This window comes from Microbulbifer mixtoriginis (SeqCode) (genome assembly GCF_052468275.1).
Genome location: NZ_CP174341.1, coordinates 4669515 through 4689740 on the forward strand (window position 1 = coordinate 4669515; position 20226 = coordinate 4689740).

Below are 20226 nucleotides of genomic sequence, written 5' to 3' on the forward strand. Positions count from 1 at the left end.
TTTAGTGTTATCGAAAATCCTGAAAGATTTTTAAAATTGGTCTTATAAATACCCTACGCTTCAGAGCGCTGGGCCCCCGCCTCAATCAAAGTATGGCGACCATGCCGGTTCACGGACATCGCCTCTCTGTGAGGGTAAGTTGTACTTCACCCCGGCATCCAGCGATACCGCAGCCAGAATGCCCTTGTCTCCGCGCTTGGTTGCGTACATCAGCATGGCCCCATTGGGTGCAATGCTGGGGGACTCATCCAGGGTGGTCTCCGTGAGGACACGCATCCTGCCCGAGTTAATATCCATCGTGGCGATGGTAAAGGTTCCCCGGTTGCGATGTACCATGACCAACGTTTTCCCATCAGGAGAAACACGCGGCCGCGCATTGTAGTCGCCATCGAAGGTTAAGCGGTCGACTTGACCAGTGGCAAGAGTCAATTGGTAAATTTGTGGCTTCCCTCCCCTATCTGAGGTGAAAACCAGCGATTTACCATCCGGCATCCAGTTCGGCTCGGTATCGATGGAGAAGTGTCTGGTCATGCGAGTGAACTTACCACTCGCCAAATCCAGTACATAGATCTCCGGGTTGCCGTCCTTGGAGAGCACCATCGCCAACTTGGTTCCATCAGGAGACCAGGTTGGCGAGCTATTGATGCCCTTGAAGTTGGTTAGTTGTTTGCGTTCGCCTGTGCGCAAGTTTTCGCGGAAAATCGCCGGGCGGCCGGTCTCGAAAGAAACATAGGCCAGCTCCTGGCCGTTGGGCGACCACATGGGCGACATCACTGGCGCACTAAAGCGGCGAACCTGCTTGGCACGGGCACCGTCGATATCCGAGCGCATCAGCACATAGCTGGGCTTGCCGCCGCGCTTCTCTTCCTGCACATACACCATCTCTGTGGAGAAGGCGCCGCGAATACCAGTGATGGCCTCAAAGATTTCATCGGCGGCGCGGTGGGCGATATCGCGCAACTGGGTTTGGCCGCCACGTACCTGTTTGGTGAACATCTTGTGCTGGCCGAAAACATTAACCAGGTCAAAAGTCAGCAGGTAGCCCGAGGCCTGGGGCTCGATACGACCGGTAACAATGTACTCGGTGCCGAGGATACGCCAATCGCGGAACACCACATCTTCCGGAGTTTTAGGGAAGGACAGCATGTCCTCCTTGGGTACCGGAGAAAAAAGGCCGCTGCGGCGCAGGTCGGCGGAAATAATTCCAGAGACATCCTCTTTGAGGACACCACCGCCTGACCAGCTGAATGGGGATACCGCGATCGGGGTGGGGTCATCGATACCACTGGTGATATCCACCACCAGCTGGGCGCGAGCCCCCAGGCTCACCGAGGCGATTGCAATAATGACGACTGTCTTCAGTAAACTCTTGATCATTGGCGCAGATCTTCGACTTTAAAGTTCAAAATTGTGGTGCGGACTTCCCGCTCAAATATCACCGGCTCCTCCTGGGCCAACTTGGCCACTTCAGGAAAGACTTCCACCCGACGGATGGCGGTGAGTACCGATCGATCCAGGGCCGCATTACCACTGCCCTCGACGATATTAGTTGCCACCACCCGGCCGGTGGGGACAAAATTTATTTTTACCTTGGTCAACATGCCGTTACGGGCACTCGGTGGGCGACTCCACACGGCTTCAATTTGCTGTTGAATCGCTTGGGCTACAGACATCACCGCCTGCTGCCCATCATTGGCATCAAGCAGCTCCTGTTCATCCTCCAGCGCTTCATTGAAAGAGCTCTCTCGCTCTTTGGCCAGCTGCTCCTTGAGTTCTTTTTCCTTACGCTCTTTTTCTTTGCGTTCTTTCTCGCGCTGGGCCTTCTCCTGCTTAGCCTTGCGATCGGCTTCGACTTTGGCCTTGCGCTTTTTCTCCGCTTCCTGCTTTTTCTTTTGCTCCAGGGCCGCGCGGCGCTTGCGCTCAACTTCGGCCTTGCGTTTTTGCTCAGCCTCGCGCTGGGCGCGCTGCTGAATTTTGTCTACTTTTTTGGGCAGTTTCTTCTTTGGCGTCGCCGCCTCAATGGTTACCAGCTTGGCCTGCACAAACTTCGGCATCGGTTTGCGCTCGGGCATACTGCTGGCTTCCCAACCATAGGTAATGGCAGTGATTAGCGCCCCGTGTAACAGGAGGCTAATTATTATCGCCAATACATAAAAGCCTTTATTCACCGGCACCCTACCCCTGCGGTGGCTCTGTCACCAGGCCGACACTGGGTGCACCCGCCTGCTGCAGCTCGGTCATGGCATTGACGATCAAGCCATAGCGGGCCTCGCTATCGCCCCACACCAGCACCGGGGTTTTCGGCTTTTGCCGCAACACCTTGGCCACCGTCTCCTTGATCTCAGTGAGAGACTTGGCCTCCTGCTCATCGGTACCCAGATTTAGGTAGTAGGTGCCATCGGCACGCACCGAAATAATCAAAGGCTCCTCATCGGTGTCCTCCATCGGCGCCGAGGGCGCATTTGGCAGGTCCACTTTGACCCCTTGCATCAACAATGGTGCCGTGACCATAAAGACAATCAACAGCACCAGCATCACATCGATGTAGGGCACCACATTGATCTCGGAGACCAGCTTTTTCTTGGTTCCCTTGCGAAACACACTCATAGGGTTCGCCTACTCACTACTCAGCCGGAGTGCACTTTGCGGTGCAGGATAGAGGAAAACTCCTCGGCGAAAGTTTCGTAGCTGGACAACAGCCACTCCGCCTTGGCCGAGTAACGGTTGTAGGCCATTACCGCGGGAATCGCCGCGAACAAACCCATGGCCGTTGCCACCAGTGCCTCACTGATACCCGGGGCTACAGTGGCAATGGTGGCTTGGTGCATAGTGGCGAGACCGCGGAAGGAGTTCATAATCCCCCAAACGGTGCCGAACAGGCCGATATAGGGGCTAACGGAGCCTACAGTCGCCAGAAACGGCAGGTTCATCTCTACCTTTTCCTGTTCCCGGGACATGGCCACGCGCATGGCGCGCTCGGTACCTTCCATAACCGCTTCCGGGCCACTACTGCCCTGCTGGCGCAGGCGGGTAAACTCAGTAAAGCCAGCGCGAAACAGGGATTCGACCCCATCGGTCTTTCCTTTTTCGGCGCGCTCGTTGCCCTCGCGAAAAAGTTTGTTCAGATCTGCACCGGACCAGAAACGACGTTCAAAATTATTGAGCGCGCGTTTGGCCTGGGATAAGTAGAGCCCGCGCTGGATAATCATGACCCAGGACACCACAGAAGCCAGTAACAGCAGCAACATGACGAGCTGTACCAACAGGCTGGCGTTCTGAATTAGCCCCCAAAGAGAAAGTTGTTCACCGGCGTTCATCTTCTTAAATAACTGCCTTTAATGCTGAATAAATAGGTTCCGGCAGGGCACAGGGCCTGCGGCTGTCGTCAGCGACACAGGCCACTTTGACCACGCCTTCGCAAATTAGCTCATCGCCGCGCCAAATTTTTTGCTCAAAAGTCACTGCGGCACGCCCCAGTTTGCCAATCGCCGCCGTGGCGCGCAATGCGTCATCGAGCCTGGCGGAACGACGGTACTGGACCTCGGCGGAATGTACCACCAACAGTACACCTTCCTGCGGCATTGCCGGCTTATCATACCCGAGGGAGCGCAACAGTTCTGTGCGCGCGCGCTCCATATACTTCAAATAATTCACGTAATACACGATGCCGGCCGCATCGGTATCTTCGATATAAACCCTTACAGGAATACCGAACTCTTCCTTCATTGAATTTCCCTCACTTCCACAGCACCCAACCCAAAAGCACCAGGTGCTGAATCATCAACTGATCTTATCCGGCTTAGGCAGGCCAAAATGCTCATAGGCGAGCCCGGTAACTACTCGCCCACGGGGTGTCCGGGCAATATAGCCCTGCTGGATCAGGTAGGGCTCCAATACATCTTCCAAAGTATCCCGCTCTTCGCTCACAGCAGCGGCGAGACTATCCACCCCCACGGGACCACCATCAAATTTCTCGATCATCGCCAACAGCATACGTCGATCCAGAGAGTCGAAGCCTTTTGCATCCACATTGAGCATATTCAAAGCGGCATCGGCGATATCAGTATCCACCGCACCATCGCCCTTAACATCTGCGTAATCGCGCACACGGCGCAGCAGGCGATTGGCAATCCTCGGGGTACCGCGGGCGCGACGCGCCACTTGTAAGGCTCCGCCTTCATCCATCTCAACCCCCATCAACCTAGCGGAGCGACGCACGATACTGGTGAGGTCTTGCACGTTGTAGAATTCCAGCCGCTGCACTATGCCGAATCGATCGCGTAGGGGCGAGGTGAGCAGGCCCGCTCTGGTAGTGGCCCCCACCAGAGTAAAGGGTGGCAGATCCAACTTGATTGAACGCGCCGCCGGCCCCTCGCCGATCATAATATCCAGCTGGTAATCCTCCATGGCCGGATACAAAACCTCTTCTACATGGGGGCTGAGCCTGTGAATCTCGTCGATAAACAGTACGTCCCCAGGTTCCAAATTCGTCATTAGCGCGGCCAGATCACCGGCCTTCTCCAGCACCGGCCCCGAGGTAGTCTTGATCGCAACACCCATCTCTGCGGCAATAATATTGGCCAGAGTGGTTTTACCCAGACCTGGAGGACCGAATACCAATGTGTGATCCAGGGCCTCTTTGCGCAGTTTGGCCGCCTGAATAAAGATCTCCATCTGCTCGCGCACCACTGGCTGACCCACATAGTCGGCCAGTGCTTTAGGGCGCACAGCGCGGTCGTACTGCTCTTCCTGCCCAGAGGGCCCCGCTGGTTCGGGGGCTACTAAACGATCGGCTTCAATCATCGCAACAACTCCAAGCCTCCCGCTTTAGGCGGGTGCCATGCCCTTTAGGGCCAGGCGGATAAGGGTGGCACTGTCGGCTTCCGGCTGCTCCTTGCTCGCGCGGGCCACCATTTTGCTGGCCTCAGTGGGCTTGTAACCCAGGGCCACCAGGGCGCTCTCCGCCTCGCCGGTATGATCTACCTTGGGTGCTGTGGCTGCCGCCATCAATGGAATATCGTTGGAATCACCGAAATCCGGGGTCAACTTATCGCGCAGCTCTACAATCAAACGCTCGGCCGTCTTCTTGCCAACGCCTGGTACCTTTACCAGTGCCGCAACATTATCCTCAGCCACACAGCGTGCCAAAGCCGCACCATCGAGACCGGATAAAATTGCCAGGGCCATCTTGGGGCCCACACCACTAACCTTGATCAAGGTTCTGAACAGTTTGCGATCGGCGTCGCGGATAAAGCCGTAGAGTTGCTGGGCCGTTTCGGAAACCGCCAAGTGCGTGTGTACTTGAACCGGCTGTCCCAGGGCGGGCAATTCAAAAATTGTGGTCATAGGCGCGAGTACTTCGTAGCCCACCCCTTGCACATCAATCAGTAACAAAGGGGGCTGTACCGCGGCCAGAGTGCCACTCAGTCTTCCAATCATGTGTTGTTCCAGGTTTATCTATCGCTGCCCACAATGAGGGCCAAGTTCTGCAGAGTTTTCTAAACGCTGAGGCGACCGCGGCGAAAGCGGCTGCGCGCTCCGCCGGCGGTAAATAGCAGAGTCTGCTCCGTGTGCATATGGCAGAGAGCCACGGCGAGTGCATCGGCGGCATCCTCCTGGGGAGTCCCCGGTAGTGACAGCAAGGTTTTGACCATGTGCTGCACCTGCAGCTTATCGGCTGCACCACTGCCCACCACCGCTTGTTTGACCTTGCGCGCTTCATACTCAGCCACGGCGAGACCACTATTGGCCCCGGCCACTATGGCTGCACCGCGCGCCTGGCCCAGTTTCAGGGCTGAGCCCGCACTCTTAGACATAAATACATTTTCAATTGCCATCTGCGCCGGTTGGTATTGCTGAGCGATCTGAGAAACCGCGTCGAAAATCAGCTTTAGGCGTTCAGGTAGGGGGCCTTCGGGAATACGAATTACCCCACTGGCCACATAGCGGGCCTTACCCCGTTCTACATCGATAATTCCATAGCCGGTTTTACGCGAGCCGGGGTCAATACCCAGGATTCGGGTCAAGAGGTGTTCCCCAAATATCTGTATGTTTATATAGTGGCGGGAGTGTCCCAAGGTGGGAGCGAGGCGTCAAGAGAGATCGCAGACAGCATAGAAAAAGTGGCTATCTGCTGAAGCGATATGAGGGTAAACCGGAGCAAACACCGTCTGCCCCGGCCGGCCTGAACCGGGACTCAGCCCAGCTCTTCCATCATCTCTGCGGGAATATCCGCGTTGGTGTAAACATTTTGCACATCGTCGAGATCCTCCAGCATCTCGATCAGGGCCAACACCTTCTCTGCCCCCTCTTTATCCAACGGGATAGTGGTGGACGGAATCATGGCGATTTCAGCGCTGTCCGGCGTGAAGCCTGCGGCTACCAGCGCATCTTTCACCGTGAGGTAATCCTGGAATTCAGTGGTCACCTCAACGCTGCCATCATCGTTGGTTTCGATATCCTCAGCACCCGCTTCCAGGGCCGCTTCCATCAGCGCGTCTTCATCCACGCCAATGTCGTAAAACATCTGGCCTTTGCGGGTGAACAGGTAGCTTACGGAGCCATCGGTACCCAGGTTGCCGCCGCGCTTGGAGAAAGCGTGGCGAACCTCGGCCACTGTACGGTTGCGGTTGTCGGTCAAACACTCCACCAGTACTGCGACACCGCCGACACCGTAACCTTCATAAACCACAGCTTCATAGTTATCACCTTCCGCATTGCCGGCGCCGCGGGCAATGGCTTTATCGATGGTGTCGCGCTTCATGTTCGCGCCCAGAGCCTTGTCGATAGTCGCGCGCAATGTCGGGTTATCGTCCGGGTTGGGGCCCGCCTTGGCAGCTACGGTCAGCTCACGAATGATCTTGGTAAAGATCTTGCCGCGCTTGGCATCCTGAGCCGCTTTACGATGCTTGATATTGGCCCATTTACTATGTCCGGCCATGTTCCGTCTCTCTTCAATCTGTGCGAGGGATGGGCCAATAAGCGAAGCGAAATGCCCATCACCACGATTTGACAGGCCCGCTTCGCCCAGCCCGTCGGGGGAAAATCAGCTGATTTTTTCTTCTTTCTGGCGCAGGCGAATATTCAGCTCGCGCAACTGCTTGGCATCCACCGTGCCCGGAGCATCCGTCATGACACAGGCGGCACTCTGGGTTTTGGGGAAGGCAATCACATCGCGAATAGAATCGCTGCCAGTCATCAACATTACCAAGCGGTCCAGACCAAAGGCCAGGCCTCCATGGGGCGGCGCACCATACTTGAGAGCATCCAACAGGAAGCCGAATTTCTCGCGCTGCTCTTCTTCATCGATACCGAGAATACGGAACACCGCTTGCTGCATGGCCTGATCGTGGATACGCACAGAACCGCCACCCAGCTCGGTACCATTCAGCACCATATCGTAGGCGCGCGACAGTGCCCCCAGTGGGTTTTGCTCTAACTCTTCGGGGCTACAGGAAGGTGCAGTAAACGGATGGTGCAACGCGGTGAGGCTGCCGTCATCATTTTCCTCAAACATTGGGAAGGCCACTACCCATAGGGGCGCCCACTCACTGGTGTACAGATTGAGGTCTTCACCCAACTTGCAGCGCAGCGCACCCAGCGCTTCGGAGACCACTTTGGCAGTATCCGCGCCGAAGAAAATAATATCGCCGCTCTCAGCCTCAAGCCGATCCAGAATGGCAGCACGAGTCTCAATAGGCAGGAATTTCACGATCGGCGACTGCAGGCCATTCTCCAGATCGGAGCGGTCGTTCACCTTCACATAGGCCAGACCCTTGGCACCGTAGATGCCCACAAACTTGCCGTAGTCATCGATCTGCTTGCGGGTCAGCTTGTCGCAACCACCGCTCACCTTGATAGCCGCTACGCGACCTTTGGGATCATTGGCCGGTCCAGAGAACACCTTGAAGTCCACTTCGGTCATCAGGTCTTTGATCTCTACCATTTCCAGCGGAATGCGCAGATCCGGCTTGTCAGAGCCGTAGCGCAACATCGCCTGGTAATGGGACATACGTGGGAATTCACCCAACTCAATGCCTTTCAATTCCTTGAACAGCTTGCGCACCATGCCCTCAGTGATCGACATAATCTCTTCTTCGTCGAGGAAAGAAGTCTCGATATCGATCTGAGTGAATTCCGGCTGGCGATCGGCGCGCAGGTCTTCATCACGGAAACACTTGGCAATCTGGTAGTAACGATCGAAGCCGGACACCATCAACAACTGTTTAAACAGCTGCGGAGACTGCGGCAGGGCAAAGAATTTGCCATCGTGGGTGCGGCTCGGCACCAGGTAATCGCGCGCGCCTTCGGGGGTGGCGCGGGTCAGGATCGGGGTTTCGATATCGAGGAAACCGTGCTCATCCAGATAATTGCGAATGGCCGTGGTGAGCTTGGAGCGGAAATACAGATTGTTCTGCATCTCGTTGCGACGCAGGTCCAGGTAGCGGTACTTGAGGCGCACGTCCTCACCCACAGCGGTGTGCTCATCCAGCTGGAAAGGCACCGTCTCGGCGGTATTGAGAATTTCCAGTTCGGTGCCGTAAACCTCAACTTCGCCGGTCACCATATTCGGGTTGAGGGCTTCGGGGGCGCGGGCGCGCACACGGCCGGTCACCTTGAGGACATATTCGCTGCGCACGCGATCGGCCATTTCGAAATGCTCGGCCGCATCCGGGTCGAATACCACCTGAACAATTCCCTCGCGGTCGCGCAGGTCGATAAAGATTACACCGCCGTGATCGCGGCGGCGGTCGACCCAGCCACAGAGGGTTACTACACGGTCTATGTCCGCGGAACGAAGGACGCCACAGTAGTCGCTGCGCATGGATGAAAATTCCCGTTATCGATAGGTAAAAAGGTTAAATAGAGAGTACACCGCACAAGCGGCTCCGCACAGCGGGTTTAAGCCGTCTTCGCCGTTTTTGCCGGCTGGCCACTTTTAGCTTTACTGCCATTGGCCGCATCACCGGCCAAATTTTTCTTACTGCCGGTCTTAAAATCTGTCTCGTACCAGCCGCCGCCCTTGAGACGAAATCCCGCTGCTGAAATCTTCTTGTGCAACTCGGCCTTGTCACAGGCTGGACAGTCTTTGAGGGGGTTGTCGCTCATGCGCTGCAAGGCCTCCATCTCGTGGCCGCAGGCATTGCACTGGTATTCATAGATCGGCATTACTCGGTACCCGATGCTGGAAAAAGGGGGACAGAGTATACATGAGCCCCCCAGAGGGAAGAAGCAGGCACCCCCTTTTGGCCTTTGTAGAAGGGGTTTGGGATCTCAAAACAGGTACAAAATAAGGAAAAAGCACTATTTTTCTAGTATTTTCCCGTGCGGCCAAACAAAAACTATATATACTTCCCACCATCACCCGCTGAGACGCCGTTTTGTGGATGCAGCGCAGCGGGAGACCGAACACACTTTTACCGGATATACACCGAACAACAAAGAAGGAAGTAAGCTATGGCAATCGCCAAGAAAGCTGCCAGCAAAACCACTGCTGCCAAAAAGGCTCCAGCCAAGAAAGCCGCTGCCGCTCCAGTTAAGAAAGTAAAAGCGATCAAAGAGAAGTTCACCAAAACCCAGGTGCTGAACCAGATCGCAGAAAATACTGAACTGTCCCGCAAGCAGGTACAGTCTGTTCTGGACGAGCTGAGCGATATTATTGAAGGCCACATCAAGAAGCGCGCTGTTGGCGAATTCTCCCTGCCGGGCCTGATGAAAATCACCACTGTGAAGAAGCCAGCCAAAAAAGCCCGTAAAGGTATCAACCCCTTCACTGGTGAAGAGACTGTCTTCAAGGCCAAGCCTGCAAGCATCCAGGTAAAAGTTCGCCCGCTGAAGAAGCTGAAGGAAATGGCTGAGTCCTAAGACTCCCAGCCTCAGGCACTAAACCCCGCAACTGCGGGGTTTTTTTATGCCCCTATATATCATCTAAAGATTGGCCATAGCCCCATTCTTAGCTACACCAATTTCCCCTTTAACCACGCCCTTATCAATTTCAGCAGGGTGTAGCTTCCACAAAAAATAACCGATCCCATACGGGAGTCTATCCGGCAATATTTATTAGCTGATGAATAGCGTAAAATAACCAGCTTACCGATAATTGAACCCAGTTTATTCCTATGCGCGCATCCCGTTACCTTATCGCCACCCAGAAAGAAACGCCCAACGACGCGGTAGTAATCAGCCATCAGCTGATGCTGCGCGCCGGTATGATCCGCCGTCTCTCCTCCGGCCTCTACACCTGGCTGCCCACCGGCCTGCGCGTACTGCGCAAAGTAGAGCGTATTGTGCGTGAAGAGATGAATAGTGCCGGTTCCCTGGAAGTATTAATGCCGGTAGTGCAGCCGGCGGAGCTGTGGGAGGAGTCCGGCCGCTGGCAGCAGTACGGCCCGGAATTACTGCGTATCCAGGATCGCCACTCCAATAACTTCTGCCTGGGCCCAACCCACGAGGAAGTTATTACCGACCTGATCCGCAATGAGATCAAAAGCTACAAGCAGCTGCCTGCCAATTTCTACCAGGTACAGACAAAATTCCGCGATGAAATTCGCCCGCGTTTTGGTGTGATGCGCGCGCGTGAATTCACCATGAAGGATGCCTACTCCTTCCACATCGATGCGGATTCCCTGCAGGAGACTTACGACATTATGCACGGCGCCTACTGCCGCATTTTTGATCGTATTGGCCTGGACTACCGCCCGGTGCTGGCGGATACCGGCTCTATCGGCGGTTCCAGCTCCCATGAGTTCCACGTTCTGGCACAGAGCGGTGAAGATGATATCGCTTTCTCCACCGAATCCCGCTACGCCGCCAATGTTGAGCTGGCCGAAGCCTTGGCCCCTGCTGGCGAGCACGCTGCACCGAGCCAGGAAATGCAGGAAGTACACACACCAGGGCAAAAAACCATCGCCGATGTCAGCGAATTCCTGAACAGCGACCCCACCCATTCGGTAAAAACCCTGATCGTGCTGGGTGAATGCGAAGAGGGTGAAACCGCGCCCCTGGTTGCGCTGGTGCTGCGTGGCGACCATGAACTGAACGAACTGAAAGCAGAAAAGTTGGCCGGCATCGCCAGCCCATTGCAGTTCGCCCCAGAGCAGCGTATTGCCGATGAACTGGGCTGCAATATCGGTTCTTTAGGACCCGTTGGCATGAAGCTCGAAACCATTGTGGACCGAGCTGCGGCACACCTGGCGGACTTTATCTGTGGCGCCAACCGCGACGATTACCACTTCACCGGCGTGAACTGGGGCCGCGACGTGGAACTTGGCCGCGTTGAAGACCTGCGCAATGTCGTTGCCGGTGACGCCAGCCCCGACGGCCAGGGCACCCTGGAAATCAAACGCGGAATCGAAGTCGGCCATATTTTCCAGCTGGGTGACAAATACAGCCGCGCCATGAACGCCACCGTACTCGATGAGAACGGCAAGGAGCAGGTCATGTCCATGGGCTGTTACGGCATTGGAGTATCCCGGATTGTCGCCGCCGCTATTGAGCAAAACCACGACGACTCTGGCATTATCTGGCCAGACGCCATAGCGCCGTTCCAGTTGGCAATTGTGCCCATCAATATGCACAAGAGCGATGTGGTACGGGAAAAGTGTGAGCACCTGTATGAATCCCTGCGCAGCAAAGGCGTCGATGTACTGCTAATGGATGAGCCCAAGGCTCGCTTGGGTGGCATGCTCGCAGATGTCGAATTAATCGGTATCCCCCACCGCATCGTTATCGGCGACCGCGGCCTGGAGAAAGGCATTGTGGAATACAAGGGCCGCGCCGATGCTGAGAGCCAGGAGTTTGCGGTATCCCAGCTGGAGGAAGTACTGCTGGAGAAATTCGGCCTGCGCTAATCTGATGATGAGATAGATTTTCTTTATCTATCTCAAAATACCTCCGTGAAATGCCAACACAGCACTTTAAGTCCGTTGGTATTTCACAGCCCCATTCAATTCAAATGCCTCTCCCTGTCCAGATTTGCGTAAAAGGTCCATAAAAGGCGCTACCCAATCTCCCTGGATCTCGTAAAATTCCCAACATGATAAGAAAAGCTATTACCGCGATGGGGTTCTGCCTTATCTGCTGCGGTGCGATATCCCAGACTAACACCAAGCAAGTGGACCCCGAGTTGCGGCTCGCCCTGCGCGAGGCCATTACTCAGGCAGACAGCTTTGTCGATCGCTTCGATGCGGAGGTGTGGCTGATGTCAAAATCCCAGCCCTTAGCACGCTACATCAAAGACCCTAAAAGGCGCATGCACGTTCTTAAGGCTGTTCATCGCGAGGCAACCCGAGCGGGTTTACGCCCGGAAATTGTTCTAGCGGTAATCCAGATCGAGAGTGCCTTTAACCCCTACGCAGTATCCCGGGTAGGCGCGCAAGGCATGATGCAGGTAATGCCATTTTGGAAGAAAGAGATCGGCCGTCCCGGTGACAACCTGATTGATATGGATACCAACCTTCGTTACGGCTGCACCATCCTCAAGCACTACATCAAAAAAGCGAAGGGCAATCTGGCCAACGCCCTCGCCTACTACAACGGCAGCTATGGCCGCCACACCTATAGCAGTAAGGTGCTGGATGCCTGGGCCAACCGCTGGAGATAAGTCGTGACTTCAGGCTATTTATTTTTTTCCGGCGGGGCCTGCGCCTTACTCTTACTGGCCGCAACCAAGGTTTCCGTCAATCACCGACGTCTCGCGGCGGGCCGCTGGCTGATCTTGGTTTTGATCGGTGTTATCTGTTATTTACTGTTACCGACACTCCCTCCCCTTGTCGGGCTTATGGGGCTGCTGATTCACCTGCCGGTGATTCTGGTGCCCGCCGCCTTCTGGTTGTTTACCCACTTGCTCTGTCGCGAGGAAGAACCCTTTCCCCGCTGGGGCTGGATGCCTATCGGCCTCTCCATTGCCTTTAGTGTCGCCGCTAGTCACTCGCCAATCCCTTTAGGCAATAGCGCCGAAGAGGTTTTTTTTAATCTGTCCCAATTTACCCGCTTAGGCCTGATTGGCCTGGGCATGCTCACCCTACTCGGGCAATTTCACTCAGATTTGGTGGAGGAGCGTCGTCGCTTGCGCGCCATACTGTTGATTGCGGTGGGCACTTATATGCTGATCGTTATCAGTGCTGAATCATTGTTTGCCTACCGCCCCGTCCCCAATGGTGTGCCAACTCTTCACGCCCTACTCGCCAGCCTGCTGTCCCTGGCAGCCTGTTTATGGCTGCTTGCGCTCTCACCCAGCGCCCTGGGCGACTCTCTACCACAACCAGCAACAGATATCCCTGAAGAGGAAGCCCCACCTCCAGCACCTGTACCAACCTTGGATGAGCAGCAGCAGATGCAATTGGCTAAATTGCAAAAGCATATGGAAGGTGGAGGCTATCGACACACCGGGTTGACCATTCGCGAACTGGCGGAGCAACTGGATACCCGCGAGCACCTGCTGCGTACACTGATAAACCGCCACTTGGGCTATCGAAACTTCAACGAATATCTCAATCAATTTCGCATTGATGAGGCCAGCGCTCGTCTGGCCGATCCGGAACAGGCGCATCTACCAGTGCTGACCATCGCCCTGGATATCGGCTACCGATCTCTCAGCCCGTTTAATGCCGCTTTTAAGCGCCGTCACAACCAGACCCCAACCGAGTACCGTCGCGACAAGCTGCCCGCCTAAGAGGGCAGCAATTCGGAATTCGTCAGCATTTTTTCATTTTCCGTAAGCCTCAGTCAGCAAAGCCCCCCAGACTGCAAGCACTGATGCAAAAGCTCCCCATGTGGGTAGCACTTAGAATCCCAAAAGATCCTCAATATCCAACGCTGCCCCTTTAGCAACGCCGATGAAAAAGGATGGTGAAAAAGATGGATTTCTTCGCAGATGTGGCTGATTACGGAACCACCCACTTTAAATTGACCCTATTTCGCTATGTGTTGGCGGCTTCTGTGATGAGTATCTGCGCGAGCTGGCTGTTTCGCGCCTGGATGAACCGGCGCCGCATCCAAAAACGGCATGCTAGCTGGGGGGATATTCGCCGGGAAGTCAGCTACTCCATGCTGACCGTTTGTATTTTCACCCTGTTTGGCATCAGCATAAATTTGCTACAGGATATGGGGATCGCCAAGCTGTATTGGAACTGGAATGACTACCCGCTCTGGTGGAGCATCTTGAGCCTGCCTGTGGTAATTCTCCTGCATGACGCCTATTTCTACTGGACCCATCGGGCAATGCACCACCCAAAGCTGTTTAAGCACTTCCACAAGCTACACCATATGTCGCGAACCCCAACTCCCTGGACTGCCTATAGCTTTTCTATCGGTGAAATATTTATCAACGGACTTTTCTCTCCACTGATCGCCCTAACGATACCATTGCACCCAAGTATCTGGCTTAGCTTCCTTTTCATAATGATTTTCCGCAACGCCATGCTGCATACAGGCCGCGAATTCCACCCACGCAGCTGGGTCGATGGCGTGCTGGATAATATGACCACCACAACTCATCACGATCTGCATCACCAGCGTTTTCAGGGCAATTACGGTTTTTACTTCACTTGGTGGGACCGCCTAATGGGCACGGAATTTAAGGACTACAAAGAAGTTTTCCGTCAGGCTGTAGACGGTAAACTACACGGCGGACAGCAGGTGGAAACTACCACGCTGGAACAGCACTCCAGCGATGACAACTCTGGGAAAATAACCGCCTGATCAATGGCTGCAGTGCAATCACTGGCTTTCAAAGTAGAGAGTCAACGGAAGTGTTATCAAACTGATAAAAGAGGTGGCAACCACCATTGCGGATGCAACGCCGCCATCGCATCCATAGCGTTTCGCCAGTACGGCGGCGATCGCCCCAGAGGGCATTGCCGCCTGTAAAACCAATAGCTCCCGCTCGATGTGCGGTAACTCAATTGGCATTGCCAGAGCCCATGCCACCATAGGCTCTGCCACCAGCTTTAACAGGACGACCACCAGGATCAGGCCCGCCAGTTGGCGCACAGCGATGGGGCGCAGGGCCAGACCGATACTAAATGCCACCAGCACGATCAAGGATTGTCCGGAAATCCGTAATATATCCTCCAGCAGCTGCACAGTAACATTCCCCTGGGGCAGGCCAAATAGGGAAATAATTGTGCCTAAAACCATCGTGATAAAAATTGGTGATACAAAGAAAGGCTTACAGGCCTGCCAAACATTGACCTGCTCTCCCTCATCCCGGCCGAAATAAATGGCCACAGCAACACCGACAGTAAATACAGATAAAAGTGCGCCATATTCACCAATGAGAACACTGTCTCTCATAACCAGAGGGTTATCGTGAAAAATCCGACGAATCAGCGATAACCCTAAAGTCGAAGAGCCGCCAAAACCCGCAACCAACACGATCGAGCCGAGGGTCTTACGCCCCAGCCCCATCAATTTACCCACTGCCCACGCAGGCACCATGATTGCAATACTCACAGCAAATAAGGCCAGTGCGGGAAGAAGAGCCTGGGAAGAGAAAGGGACTTTAATCAAGCTATGTAAAATTACTGCGGGCAACGCAAAGTCTGTTGCCAGACGCCCAAATACTCCTTGTTCTTCTCTAAGAATCACCCCGCGACTTCGCAGCCAAATCGCGCAGGCACAGAGCGCAACCAGGATAACCAGAGCTTCCACCAAACTTTGGAATTGAGACATGACTCATATCCATCTGTGACAGGATGCGGCAAACACCAGGCCAAAGCCTTTGAACACAGGCCAAACTTCTCTCAGTATTAACGCGAAAAGTAAGAACTGCCCACAGGCCAAAGTCACCGGTGAACAGAGCTAAGGACGATCCCTGTATTTAGCTGTTTTGGATTAATGCCCGTGTTGCAGGGGAAGCCAACGAGATTCCCGATAACAGTAGAGCCCCCAAATTACCATGATCACTTCCAGGGCGAAGAACAGTAAATTACGTTCATCGAAGCTACCGCTGGAAAACATGCCAAAGAGACGGCCAGCCGCAAATCCAATGTAAGAGATTGAGAGTGAAGCATAGGCGGCACGGCGGTGAGGGCGCATGGCCAACGCAATCAGTAAGAGAACGGCGATTGCCAACATAAAGCCGGCGTAAGTTGCAAGAAACTCGGGCACAGCGGTAGGTGAGGTAAATGAAAACCCGATAGCCGCAGCAAACGACTCCGGATTAAACAGGGCCCCAAGACCGATAGACGCAAAAGCCAATAAATTGAGAGTCAGGTAGACTCGCCCTAAATATTTCAACTGCCACTCCCCTGCACCAGCGGTGATTACCAGCCTCTGGATAGCAGCTTTCCAACCACTGTCGCTGCACAGAAGCCTGTCTAAAGTATATATGAGGTTACAGCCGCCACTCTTTCAATTGGATCACCAACCTCACAAAATGGACATAAAAGGGAGGTAAGTCCTTTAAATTCCGCACAGGATCAAGCCAGACCACCCGCCTGACAGCTAATTCAACCGATTAGAATCCCCGAAGAAAACGGCTCAAAACAGCATGGGTACCCGCCACCTAGGCCAGCCGGAAATTAATCTGGCCGACTAGAGACACCACATTTAACACGCTTGTACAAGAAGGCAGGGCTTACCGCAACAAAATTGTCATACGCATGGCGCAGACTGAGCAGCTCTCCGCAATCTCTAGGCAGGATAACTATTAATCATGCTCAACTCTTTGAGCTGGGGCGCTTCAAGCTATTGAACAAACAGCAAGGAAAGCAAGAGAAAGGATTCTTGACCAGCTGGCAACAGTCTCTATTCGCTGTAGGTATCGCCGAAGAATAAGGATCACTTTTTGACCAGCATGTCAGAAAGTGCAAACGAAAGCCGCACCACAAATAAGGAGCAGACAGTGGCATTAAACCTGCCCACTGCCTGGCCTGTTCCTAATCCTGGAAGAGAAGCTCCAGTGGATAACCGGTAAAAGGCTTGGTTTTCTCGATCACCAAATGCGAAGTCATACGCGAGATAGCGGCCTCCTCATTGGCCAGTAACTGCTCGGAAACCCGGTTGAAGTCTGCCGCATCAGGGCAAATAAAGCGCAGCATATAATCGAATTCACCAGACATCTTCACGCAGGAAACGATCTGTGGGATATCACTGATAATTCGCCGGAAGTTTTCACTGGTGCGCGCATCCTGGCGCTTCAGGGCCACATTCACATAAAACTCAGCATGGCGCACCTTGTCCAGATTGATCTCGGCAAGGAACTCACGGATATAACGCTCACTGGTAAGGCGCTTCACCCTGGCCAGGCAGGCGCTCTCCGACAAGCCAATTTGTTCACTCAAATTCAGGTTGCTAATACGGGCGTTAGTTTGCAGAGCCTGCAAAATACGCAAATTATGCCGGTCAATTTTCACGGAACTGATTTCTTTTGAATCTGAAAGGGGGCAAGGATAGCGGTAATCGCCGGAGGCTGAAACTCTATAACCTCCAGAGATGAAAAAGCCAGCCCCCGGCAAGAGAGGCTGAGAGCTGGCTACCGCCACTTGGGTTAACTAGCCTGGCGATTAGCGCAGGTGACAAAACGCTCGATTCGGTCCAGAGCGCGCGACAACTCACTGTCATCGGCCGCTAGCGTCAAACGCACATGATTCACCGCACTTTCACCAAAAGGTGTACCCGGCAATACTGATACCCGCTCGGCTTCTAGCAGGGCCTCGGCGAATACCTGACCAGAGCTGGCCAACTCGGAAACATTGACCATCACAAACATACCCGCATCCGGGCTGTAACAGCTAAGCCCCGGAATTTTGCCGATTCTCTCAACGATCAAGTTGCGGCGACGTTCATAGGCGTCACGCATCTGTTTCACGAAATAGGTATCGAACTCCAGGGCAAAAGCCGCAGCTTCCTGGATAAACTGTGGGCAGCCGAAGATAGTGGCTCCGGCGAATGCCGCAAGGCGCTCCACCAGGGGGCCGCGCGCTACCGCCCAGCCCAGACGCCAACCACTCATGGCATGAGACTTAGACAGACCATCAATCACCACAATATTGTCCAGAGACTCTGCTGCTGTGCGCAATGAGGTATGGCGGCGGGCAAAAGTGATCATGGAGTACATTTCATCGGACACCAGCCAGATGTTGCGCTCACGGCAAAAGGCAGCCAGTTCACGCAACTGCTCGGGGGTTGCCATTGCACCGGTGGGATTGACCGGGGTATTGATCATGACCACTCGGGTCTCTTCAGTGACTGCCGCTTTGATCGAATCCACATCGAACGCAAAATTCTGTTCCGCCGGGCAGGCCACCCGCTTTACAGACAGCCTGAGACTGTCGCAAATGGGGACATAACCGATATACATCGGTTCAGGGATAACAATCTCCTCACCAGGGTTCAACAGGCAGGAAAGTACCGCGTAGATAGCATTGGTACCGCCGGGAAACACCACAACATCATCGGGATTGCAGGGATGGGGCGATACCTTACTCTCGATATCCGCGATAGCTCTGCGCAACACCGGCTCACCGGCGGCGGGAGAGTAATGAGTCCGCCCGACACCCAGGCGAGCGCGGGCAAAATCCAGAATTGGCTCGGGGGTATCGAAGTTGGGGTCCCCCACACAGAGGAAAATGACATCCTCCCCCTTATCGGCAAGATCATGGGCCCGGTCACTGACCGCCCAGACATTGGAATCCTCACAGTTCAGAGCCTCGCTTTGAAGGCTGAATTGGGGGGTAAAATCTGTCACGTTTTTCACTATTTATCTGCCATTTATGCCTGCTAAGGTAGCAACCATCAAAGTAATCTATACCGCTATATAGCCGCATATTTCGCATTACTCAGGAGTTTCTATGGGGATTACCGCAGAAAATTCTGAAGACATTGTCTACGCATAAAGGCGGGATAGACTGTTTGGCACCAATAGGTCACAAAATATCTATCGCAGGCGACCGAACAGCCTATCAGGCAGATGCCAGTACATCTGCTCCCTCCGATCACACACAGAAACAGATTCTCCAAACTGGCTCTATAAACGAACCCAGACTCCAAAGATGGCGCTCAGTTTAAGGCGCATTTCAACAGCAAAAGAAAAGATAAGAGTCATACATCCTTCACTTACAGCCAAGCCCCCAGTCAACCCCTCCCTACCGACTTAACTGAGGCAAATGTGCCAGAAATTATCTTTGGCGGCCTCTTTTTTCTGCAATCCAGGCCCATATATTGATTTCGAGGGAATAACGAAAACAGAGGGTTACTGTAATGAAAAAATATCTAGCGGTTGTATTCTTGCTTATCTCATCGCACGGCTTCTCCGCCACCTTCTCAGCAGAGCAAAAAAAGTCTCTCATCGATGCCCTTGAGCTTGAGATTTCCAACCGCTATATACTTCAGGAGAACATCCCCTCAATTCGTGAAAGCTTGCAAAAAATTGCACACTCCGAGGCCCTAAAAAAAATTAAAACTCCAAAACAAACAGCCGATCTACTTACTAAGGCACTGGAAAAACACGATAAGCATTTTGGTGTGCGTTGGTACGATCCAAACATCCCAAAGAAACAACCGAAGCGAGAGGATTGGTTCAGTAAACTAGCCAGGAAAAATTCTGGTTTTACGCGCGTTGAAGTACTCGAAGGTAACATTGGCTATATCGATTTCTGGGGCTTTGATCATGTCAACGAAGTCTCAAAGAAACGTCTAGAAGCCGTAATGACCTTGATTGAAGATACCGATGCCATCATCTTCGATCTTAGAAATAATGGCGGCGGTGATGGCAATATGGGCCGCCTAATTAGCAGTTATCTTTTTGAGAAGCCCACCCACCTGAACAGTATTTACTGGAGAGCAACAGATAGCACCACCGAATTCTGGACTTTCGAAACCCTCAATGGCAAAAGAAAAGCCAAAGTGCCAGTCTTCGTTTTAACCAGTAAAGATACCTTTTCGGCCGCGGAAGCATTTACTTATTATCTAAAACATCTTAAACGAGCCACAATTATTGGCGAAGTCACCAAAGGTGGAGCCCATCCCATACAATTTCTCAGCCTTGATAAGGAGTTCAAGGTATCAATTCCAATCGCAAGAGCTGTAAATCCAATTACCAAAAGCAACTGGGAAGGTACCGGCGTTTTACCAGATATTATCGCTTCAAAAGAGGAGGCTTTTGATATTGCTTACCAAAAGTCTCTACATATCATTCAAAACACAACAAACAACCCACAACAACTCAAGGAAGTTAGTGAACAGTTAGAAGTATTGACTAACAAAGAAAGACTCAACTAGATC

General features: G+C 53.5%; 21 protein-coding genes. 6 read left to right on the forward strand and 15 right to left on the reverse strand.

The features are described 5' to 3' along the window. Window positions 1-81 precede the first annotated feature (81 nt). The 11 genes from tolB to ACJJIC_RS20440 all read right to left on the reverse strand — a co-directional run bounded on the left by tolB (window position 82) and on the right by ACJJIC_RS20440 (window position 9168). The gene (gene tolB, locus ACJJIC_RS20390) at window positions 82-1377 is read right to left on the reverse strand and encodes a Tol-Pal system beta propeller repeat protein TolB (RefSeq protein WP_252084626.1); all 1296 of its coding nucleotides are present in this window, start codon (window positions 1375-1377) and stop codon (window positions 82-84) included. Then, window positions 1374-2168, reverse strand: coding sequence for a cell envelope integrity protein TolA (gene tolA / locus ACJJIC_RS20395; RefSeq protein WP_252084625.1), 795 nt, complete (start codon window positions 2166-2168; stop codon window positions 1374-1376). Before tolA ends, tolB begins: the two co-directional genes overlap by 4 nt. Before the next feature lie 7 nt (window positions 2169-2175). Further along, a complete protein-coding gene (gene tolR, locus ACJJIC_RS20400; RefSeq protein ID WP_444883811.1) occupies window positions 2176-2607 on the reverse strand; it encodes a protein TolR in 432 nt (143 codons plus the stop codon). A gap of 20 nt (window positions 2608-2627) precedes the next feature. Next, window positions 2628-3317, reverse strand: coding sequence for a protein TolQ (gene tolQ / locus ACJJIC_RS20405; protein ID WP_152451559.1), 690 nt, complete (start codon window positions 3315-3317; stop codon window positions 2628-2630). 4 nt (window positions 3318-3321) lie between these two features. Further along, window positions 3322-3726 (reverse strand): tol-pal system-associated acyl-CoA thioesterase, encoded by a 405-nt coding sequence (gene ybgC, locus ACJJIC_RS20410; RefSeq protein ID WP_444883810.1) that lies wholly within the window; start codon window positions 3724-3726, stop codon window positions 3322-3324. 54 nt (window positions 3727-3780) lie between these two features. Next, window positions 3781-4803: a Holliday junction branch migration DNA helicase RuvB gene (ruvB, locus tag ACJJIC_RS20415; RefSeq protein WP_445357749.1), complete on the reverse strand. Its 1023-nt coding sequence runs from the start codon at window positions 4801-4803 to the stop codon at window positions 3781-3783. A gap of 24 nt (window positions 4804-4827) precedes the next feature. Next, the gene (ruvA, locus tag ACJJIC_RS20420; RefSeq protein WP_444888053.1) at window positions 4828-5439 is read right to left on the reverse strand and encodes a Holliday junction branch migration protein RuvA; all 612 of its coding nucleotides are present in this window, start codon (window positions 5437-5439) and stop codon (window positions 4828-4830) included. Between the two features lie 59 nt (window positions 5440-5498). Then, window positions 5499-6026 (reverse strand): crossover junction endodeoxyribonuclease RuvC, encoded by a 528-nt coding sequence (gene ruvC / locus ACJJIC_RS20425; RefSeq protein ID WP_252084620.1) that lies wholly within the window; start codon window positions 6024-6026, stop codon window positions 5499-5501. A gap of 170 nt (window positions 6027-6196) precedes the next feature. Further along, the gene (locus tag ACJJIC_RS20430) at window positions 6197-6940 is read right to left on the reverse strand and encodes a YebC/PmpR family DNA-binding transcriptional regulator (protein ID WP_445357750.1); all 744 of its coding nucleotides are present in this window, start codon (window positions 6938-6940) and stop codon (window positions 6197-6199) included. Between the two features lie 105 nt (window positions 6941-7045). Continuing rightward, complete coding sequence (aspS, locus tag ACJJIC_RS20435; protein WP_445357751.1) at window positions 7046-8824, reverse strand: aspartate--tRNA ligase; 1779 nt, start codon at window positions 8822-8824, stop codon at window positions 7046-7048. Window positions 8825-8901: 77 nt separating this feature from the next. Then, window positions 8902-9168 (reverse strand): FmdB family zinc ribbon protein, encoded by a 267-nt coding sequence (locus ACJJIC_RS20440; protein ID WP_252084617.1) that lies wholly within the window; start codon window positions 9166-9168, stop codon window positions 8902-8904. Between the two features lie 288 nt (window positions 9169-9456). On the opposite strand from ACJJIC_RS20440, the gene ACJJIC_RS20445 reads away from it, so the two are divergent. From ACJJIC_RS20445 to ACJJIC_RS20465, 5 genes are all read left to right on the forward strand, one after another. After that, entirely contained in the window at window positions 9457-9864 is a 408-nt protein-coding gene (locus ACJJIC_RS20445; RefSeq protein WP_252084616.1) for an HU family DNA-binding protein, read from the forward strand. A 254-nt stretch (window positions 9865-10118) separates the two neighbouring features. After that, window positions 10119-11849, forward strand: coding sequence for a proline--tRNA ligase (locus ACJJIC_RS20450; RefSeq protein WP_445357752.1), 1731 nt, complete (start codon window positions 10119-10121; stop codon window positions 11847-11849). A gap of 209 nt (window positions 11850-12058) precedes the next feature. After that, the gene (locus ACJJIC_RS20455) at window positions 12059-12601 is read left to right on the forward strand and encodes a lytic transglycosylase domain-containing protein (protein ID WP_444891703.1); all 543 of its coding nucleotides are present in this window, start codon (window positions 12059-12061) and stop codon (window positions 12599-12601) included. A 3-nt stretch (window positions 12602-12604) separates the two neighbouring features. Continuing rightward, window positions 12605-13672: a helix-turn-helix transcriptional regulator gene (locus ACJJIC_RS20460; RefSeq protein ID WP_444888050.1), complete on the forward strand. Its 1068-nt coding sequence runs from the start codon at window positions 12605-12607 to the stop codon at window positions 13670-13672. Between the two features lie 185 nt (window positions 13673-13857). Then, window positions 13858-14700: a sterol desaturase family protein gene (locus ACJJIC_RS20465; protein ID WP_445357753.1), complete on the forward strand. Its 843-nt coding sequence runs from the start codon at window positions 13858-13860 to the stop codon at window positions 14698-14700. Between the two features lie 18 nt (window positions 14701-14718). Here the strand turns inward: ACJJIC_RS20465 and ACJJIC_RS20470 are convergent, their stop codons facing one another. From ACJJIC_RS20470 to ACJJIC_RS20485, 4 genes are all read right to left on the reverse strand, one after another. Next, the gene (locus ACJJIC_RS20470; RefSeq protein WP_252084612.1) at window positions 14719-15672 is read right to left on the reverse strand and encodes an AEC family transporter; all 954 of its coding nucleotides are present in this window, start codon (window positions 15670-15672) and stop codon (window positions 14719-14721) included. Between the two features lie 162 nt (window positions 15673-15834). Continuing rightward, the gene (locus ACJJIC_RS20475; RefSeq protein ID WP_444888048.1) at window positions 15835-16239 is read right to left on the reverse strand and encodes a DUF4345 family protein; all 405 of its coding nucleotides are present in this window, start codon (window positions 16237-16239) and stop codon (window positions 15835-15837) included. A 641-nt stretch (window positions 16240-16880) separates the two neighbouring features. Then, window positions 16881-17357, reverse strand: coding sequence for an Lrp/AsnC family transcriptional regulator (locus tag ACJJIC_RS20480; protein ID WP_226644702.1), 477 nt, complete (start codon window positions 17355-17357; stop codon window positions 16881-16883). 134 nt (window positions 17358-17491) lie between these two features. Then, entirely contained in the window at window positions 17492-18700 is a 1209-nt protein-coding gene (locus ACJJIC_RS20485) for a pyridoxal phosphate-dependent aminotransferase (RefSeq protein WP_444899052.1), read from the reverse strand. Window positions 18701-19203: 503 nt separating this feature from the next. Here ACJJIC_RS20485 and ACJJIC_RS20490 point away from each other — a divergent pair. Then, window positions 19204-20223, forward strand: coding sequence for a S41 family peptidase (locus tag ACJJIC_RS20490; protein ID WP_445357754.1), 1020 nt, complete (start codon window positions 19204-19206; stop codon window positions 20221-20223). Window positions 20224-20226: the final 3 nt, after the last annotated feature.

Excerpts from the sequence above, each read along its gene's own strand:
- tolB (WP_252084626.1), bottom strand. The coding sequence starts at position 1,377 with ATGATCAAGAGTTTACTGAAGACAGTCGTCATTATTGCAATCGCCTCG.
- tolR (WP_444883811.1), bottom strand. The coding sequence starts at position 2,607 with ATGAGTGTGTTTCGCAAGGGAACCAAGAAAAAGCTGGTCTCCGAGATC.
- tolQ (WP_152451559.1), bottom strand. The coding sequence starts at position 3,317 with ATGAACGCCGGTGAACAACTTTCTCTTTGGGGGCTAATTCAGAACGCC.
- ybgC (WP_444883810.1), bottom strand. The coding sequence starts at position 3,726 with ATGAAGGAAGAGTTCGGTATTCCTGTAAGGGTTTATATCGAAGATACC.
- ruvB (WP_445357749.1), bottom strand. The coding sequence starts at position 4,803 with ATGATTGAAGCCGATCGTTTAGTAGCCCCCGAACCAGCGGGGCCCTCT.
- ruvA (WP_444888053.1), bottom strand. The coding sequence starts at position 5,439 with ATGATTGGAAGACTGAGTGGCACTCTGGCCGCGGTACAGCCCCCTTTG.
- ACJJIC_RS20430 (WP_445357750.1), bottom strand. The coding sequence starts at position 6,940 with ATGGCCGGACATAGTAAATGGGCCAATATCAAGCATCGTAAAGCGGCT.
- aspS (WP_445357751.1), bottom strand. The coding sequence starts at position 8,824 with ATGCGCAGCGACTACTGTGGCGTCCTTCGTTCCGCGGACATAGACCGT.
- ACJJIC_RS20440 (WP_252084617.1), bottom strand. The coding sequence starts at position 9,168 with ATGCCGATCTATGAATACCAGTGCAATGCCTGCGGCCACGAGATGGAG.
- ACJJIC_RS20445 (WP_252084616.1), top strand. The coding sequence starts at position 9,457 with ATGGCAATCGCCAAGAAAGCTGCCAGCAAAACCACTGCTGCCAAAAAG.
- ACJJIC_RS20450 (WP_445357752.1), top strand. The coding sequence starts at position 10,119 with ATGCGCGCATCCCGTTACCTTATCGCCACCCAGAAAGAAACGCCCAAC.
- ACJJIC_RS20455 (WP_444891703.1), top strand. The coding sequence starts at position 12,059 with ATGGGGTTCTGCCTTATCTGCTGCGGTGCGATATCCCAGACTAACACC.
- ACJJIC_RS20465 (WP_445357753.1), top strand. The coding sequence starts at position 13,858 with ATGGATTTCTTCGCAGATGTGGCTGATTACGGAACCACCCACTTTAAA.
- ACJJIC_RS20470 (WP_252084612.1), bottom strand. The coding sequence starts at position 15,672 with ATGTCTCAATTCCAAAGTTTGGTGGAAGCTCTGGTTATCCTGGTTGCG.
- ACJJIC_RS20490 (WP_445357754.1), top strand. The coding sequence starts at position 19,204 with ATGAAAAAATATCTAGCGGTTGTATTCTTGCTTATCTCATCGCACGGC.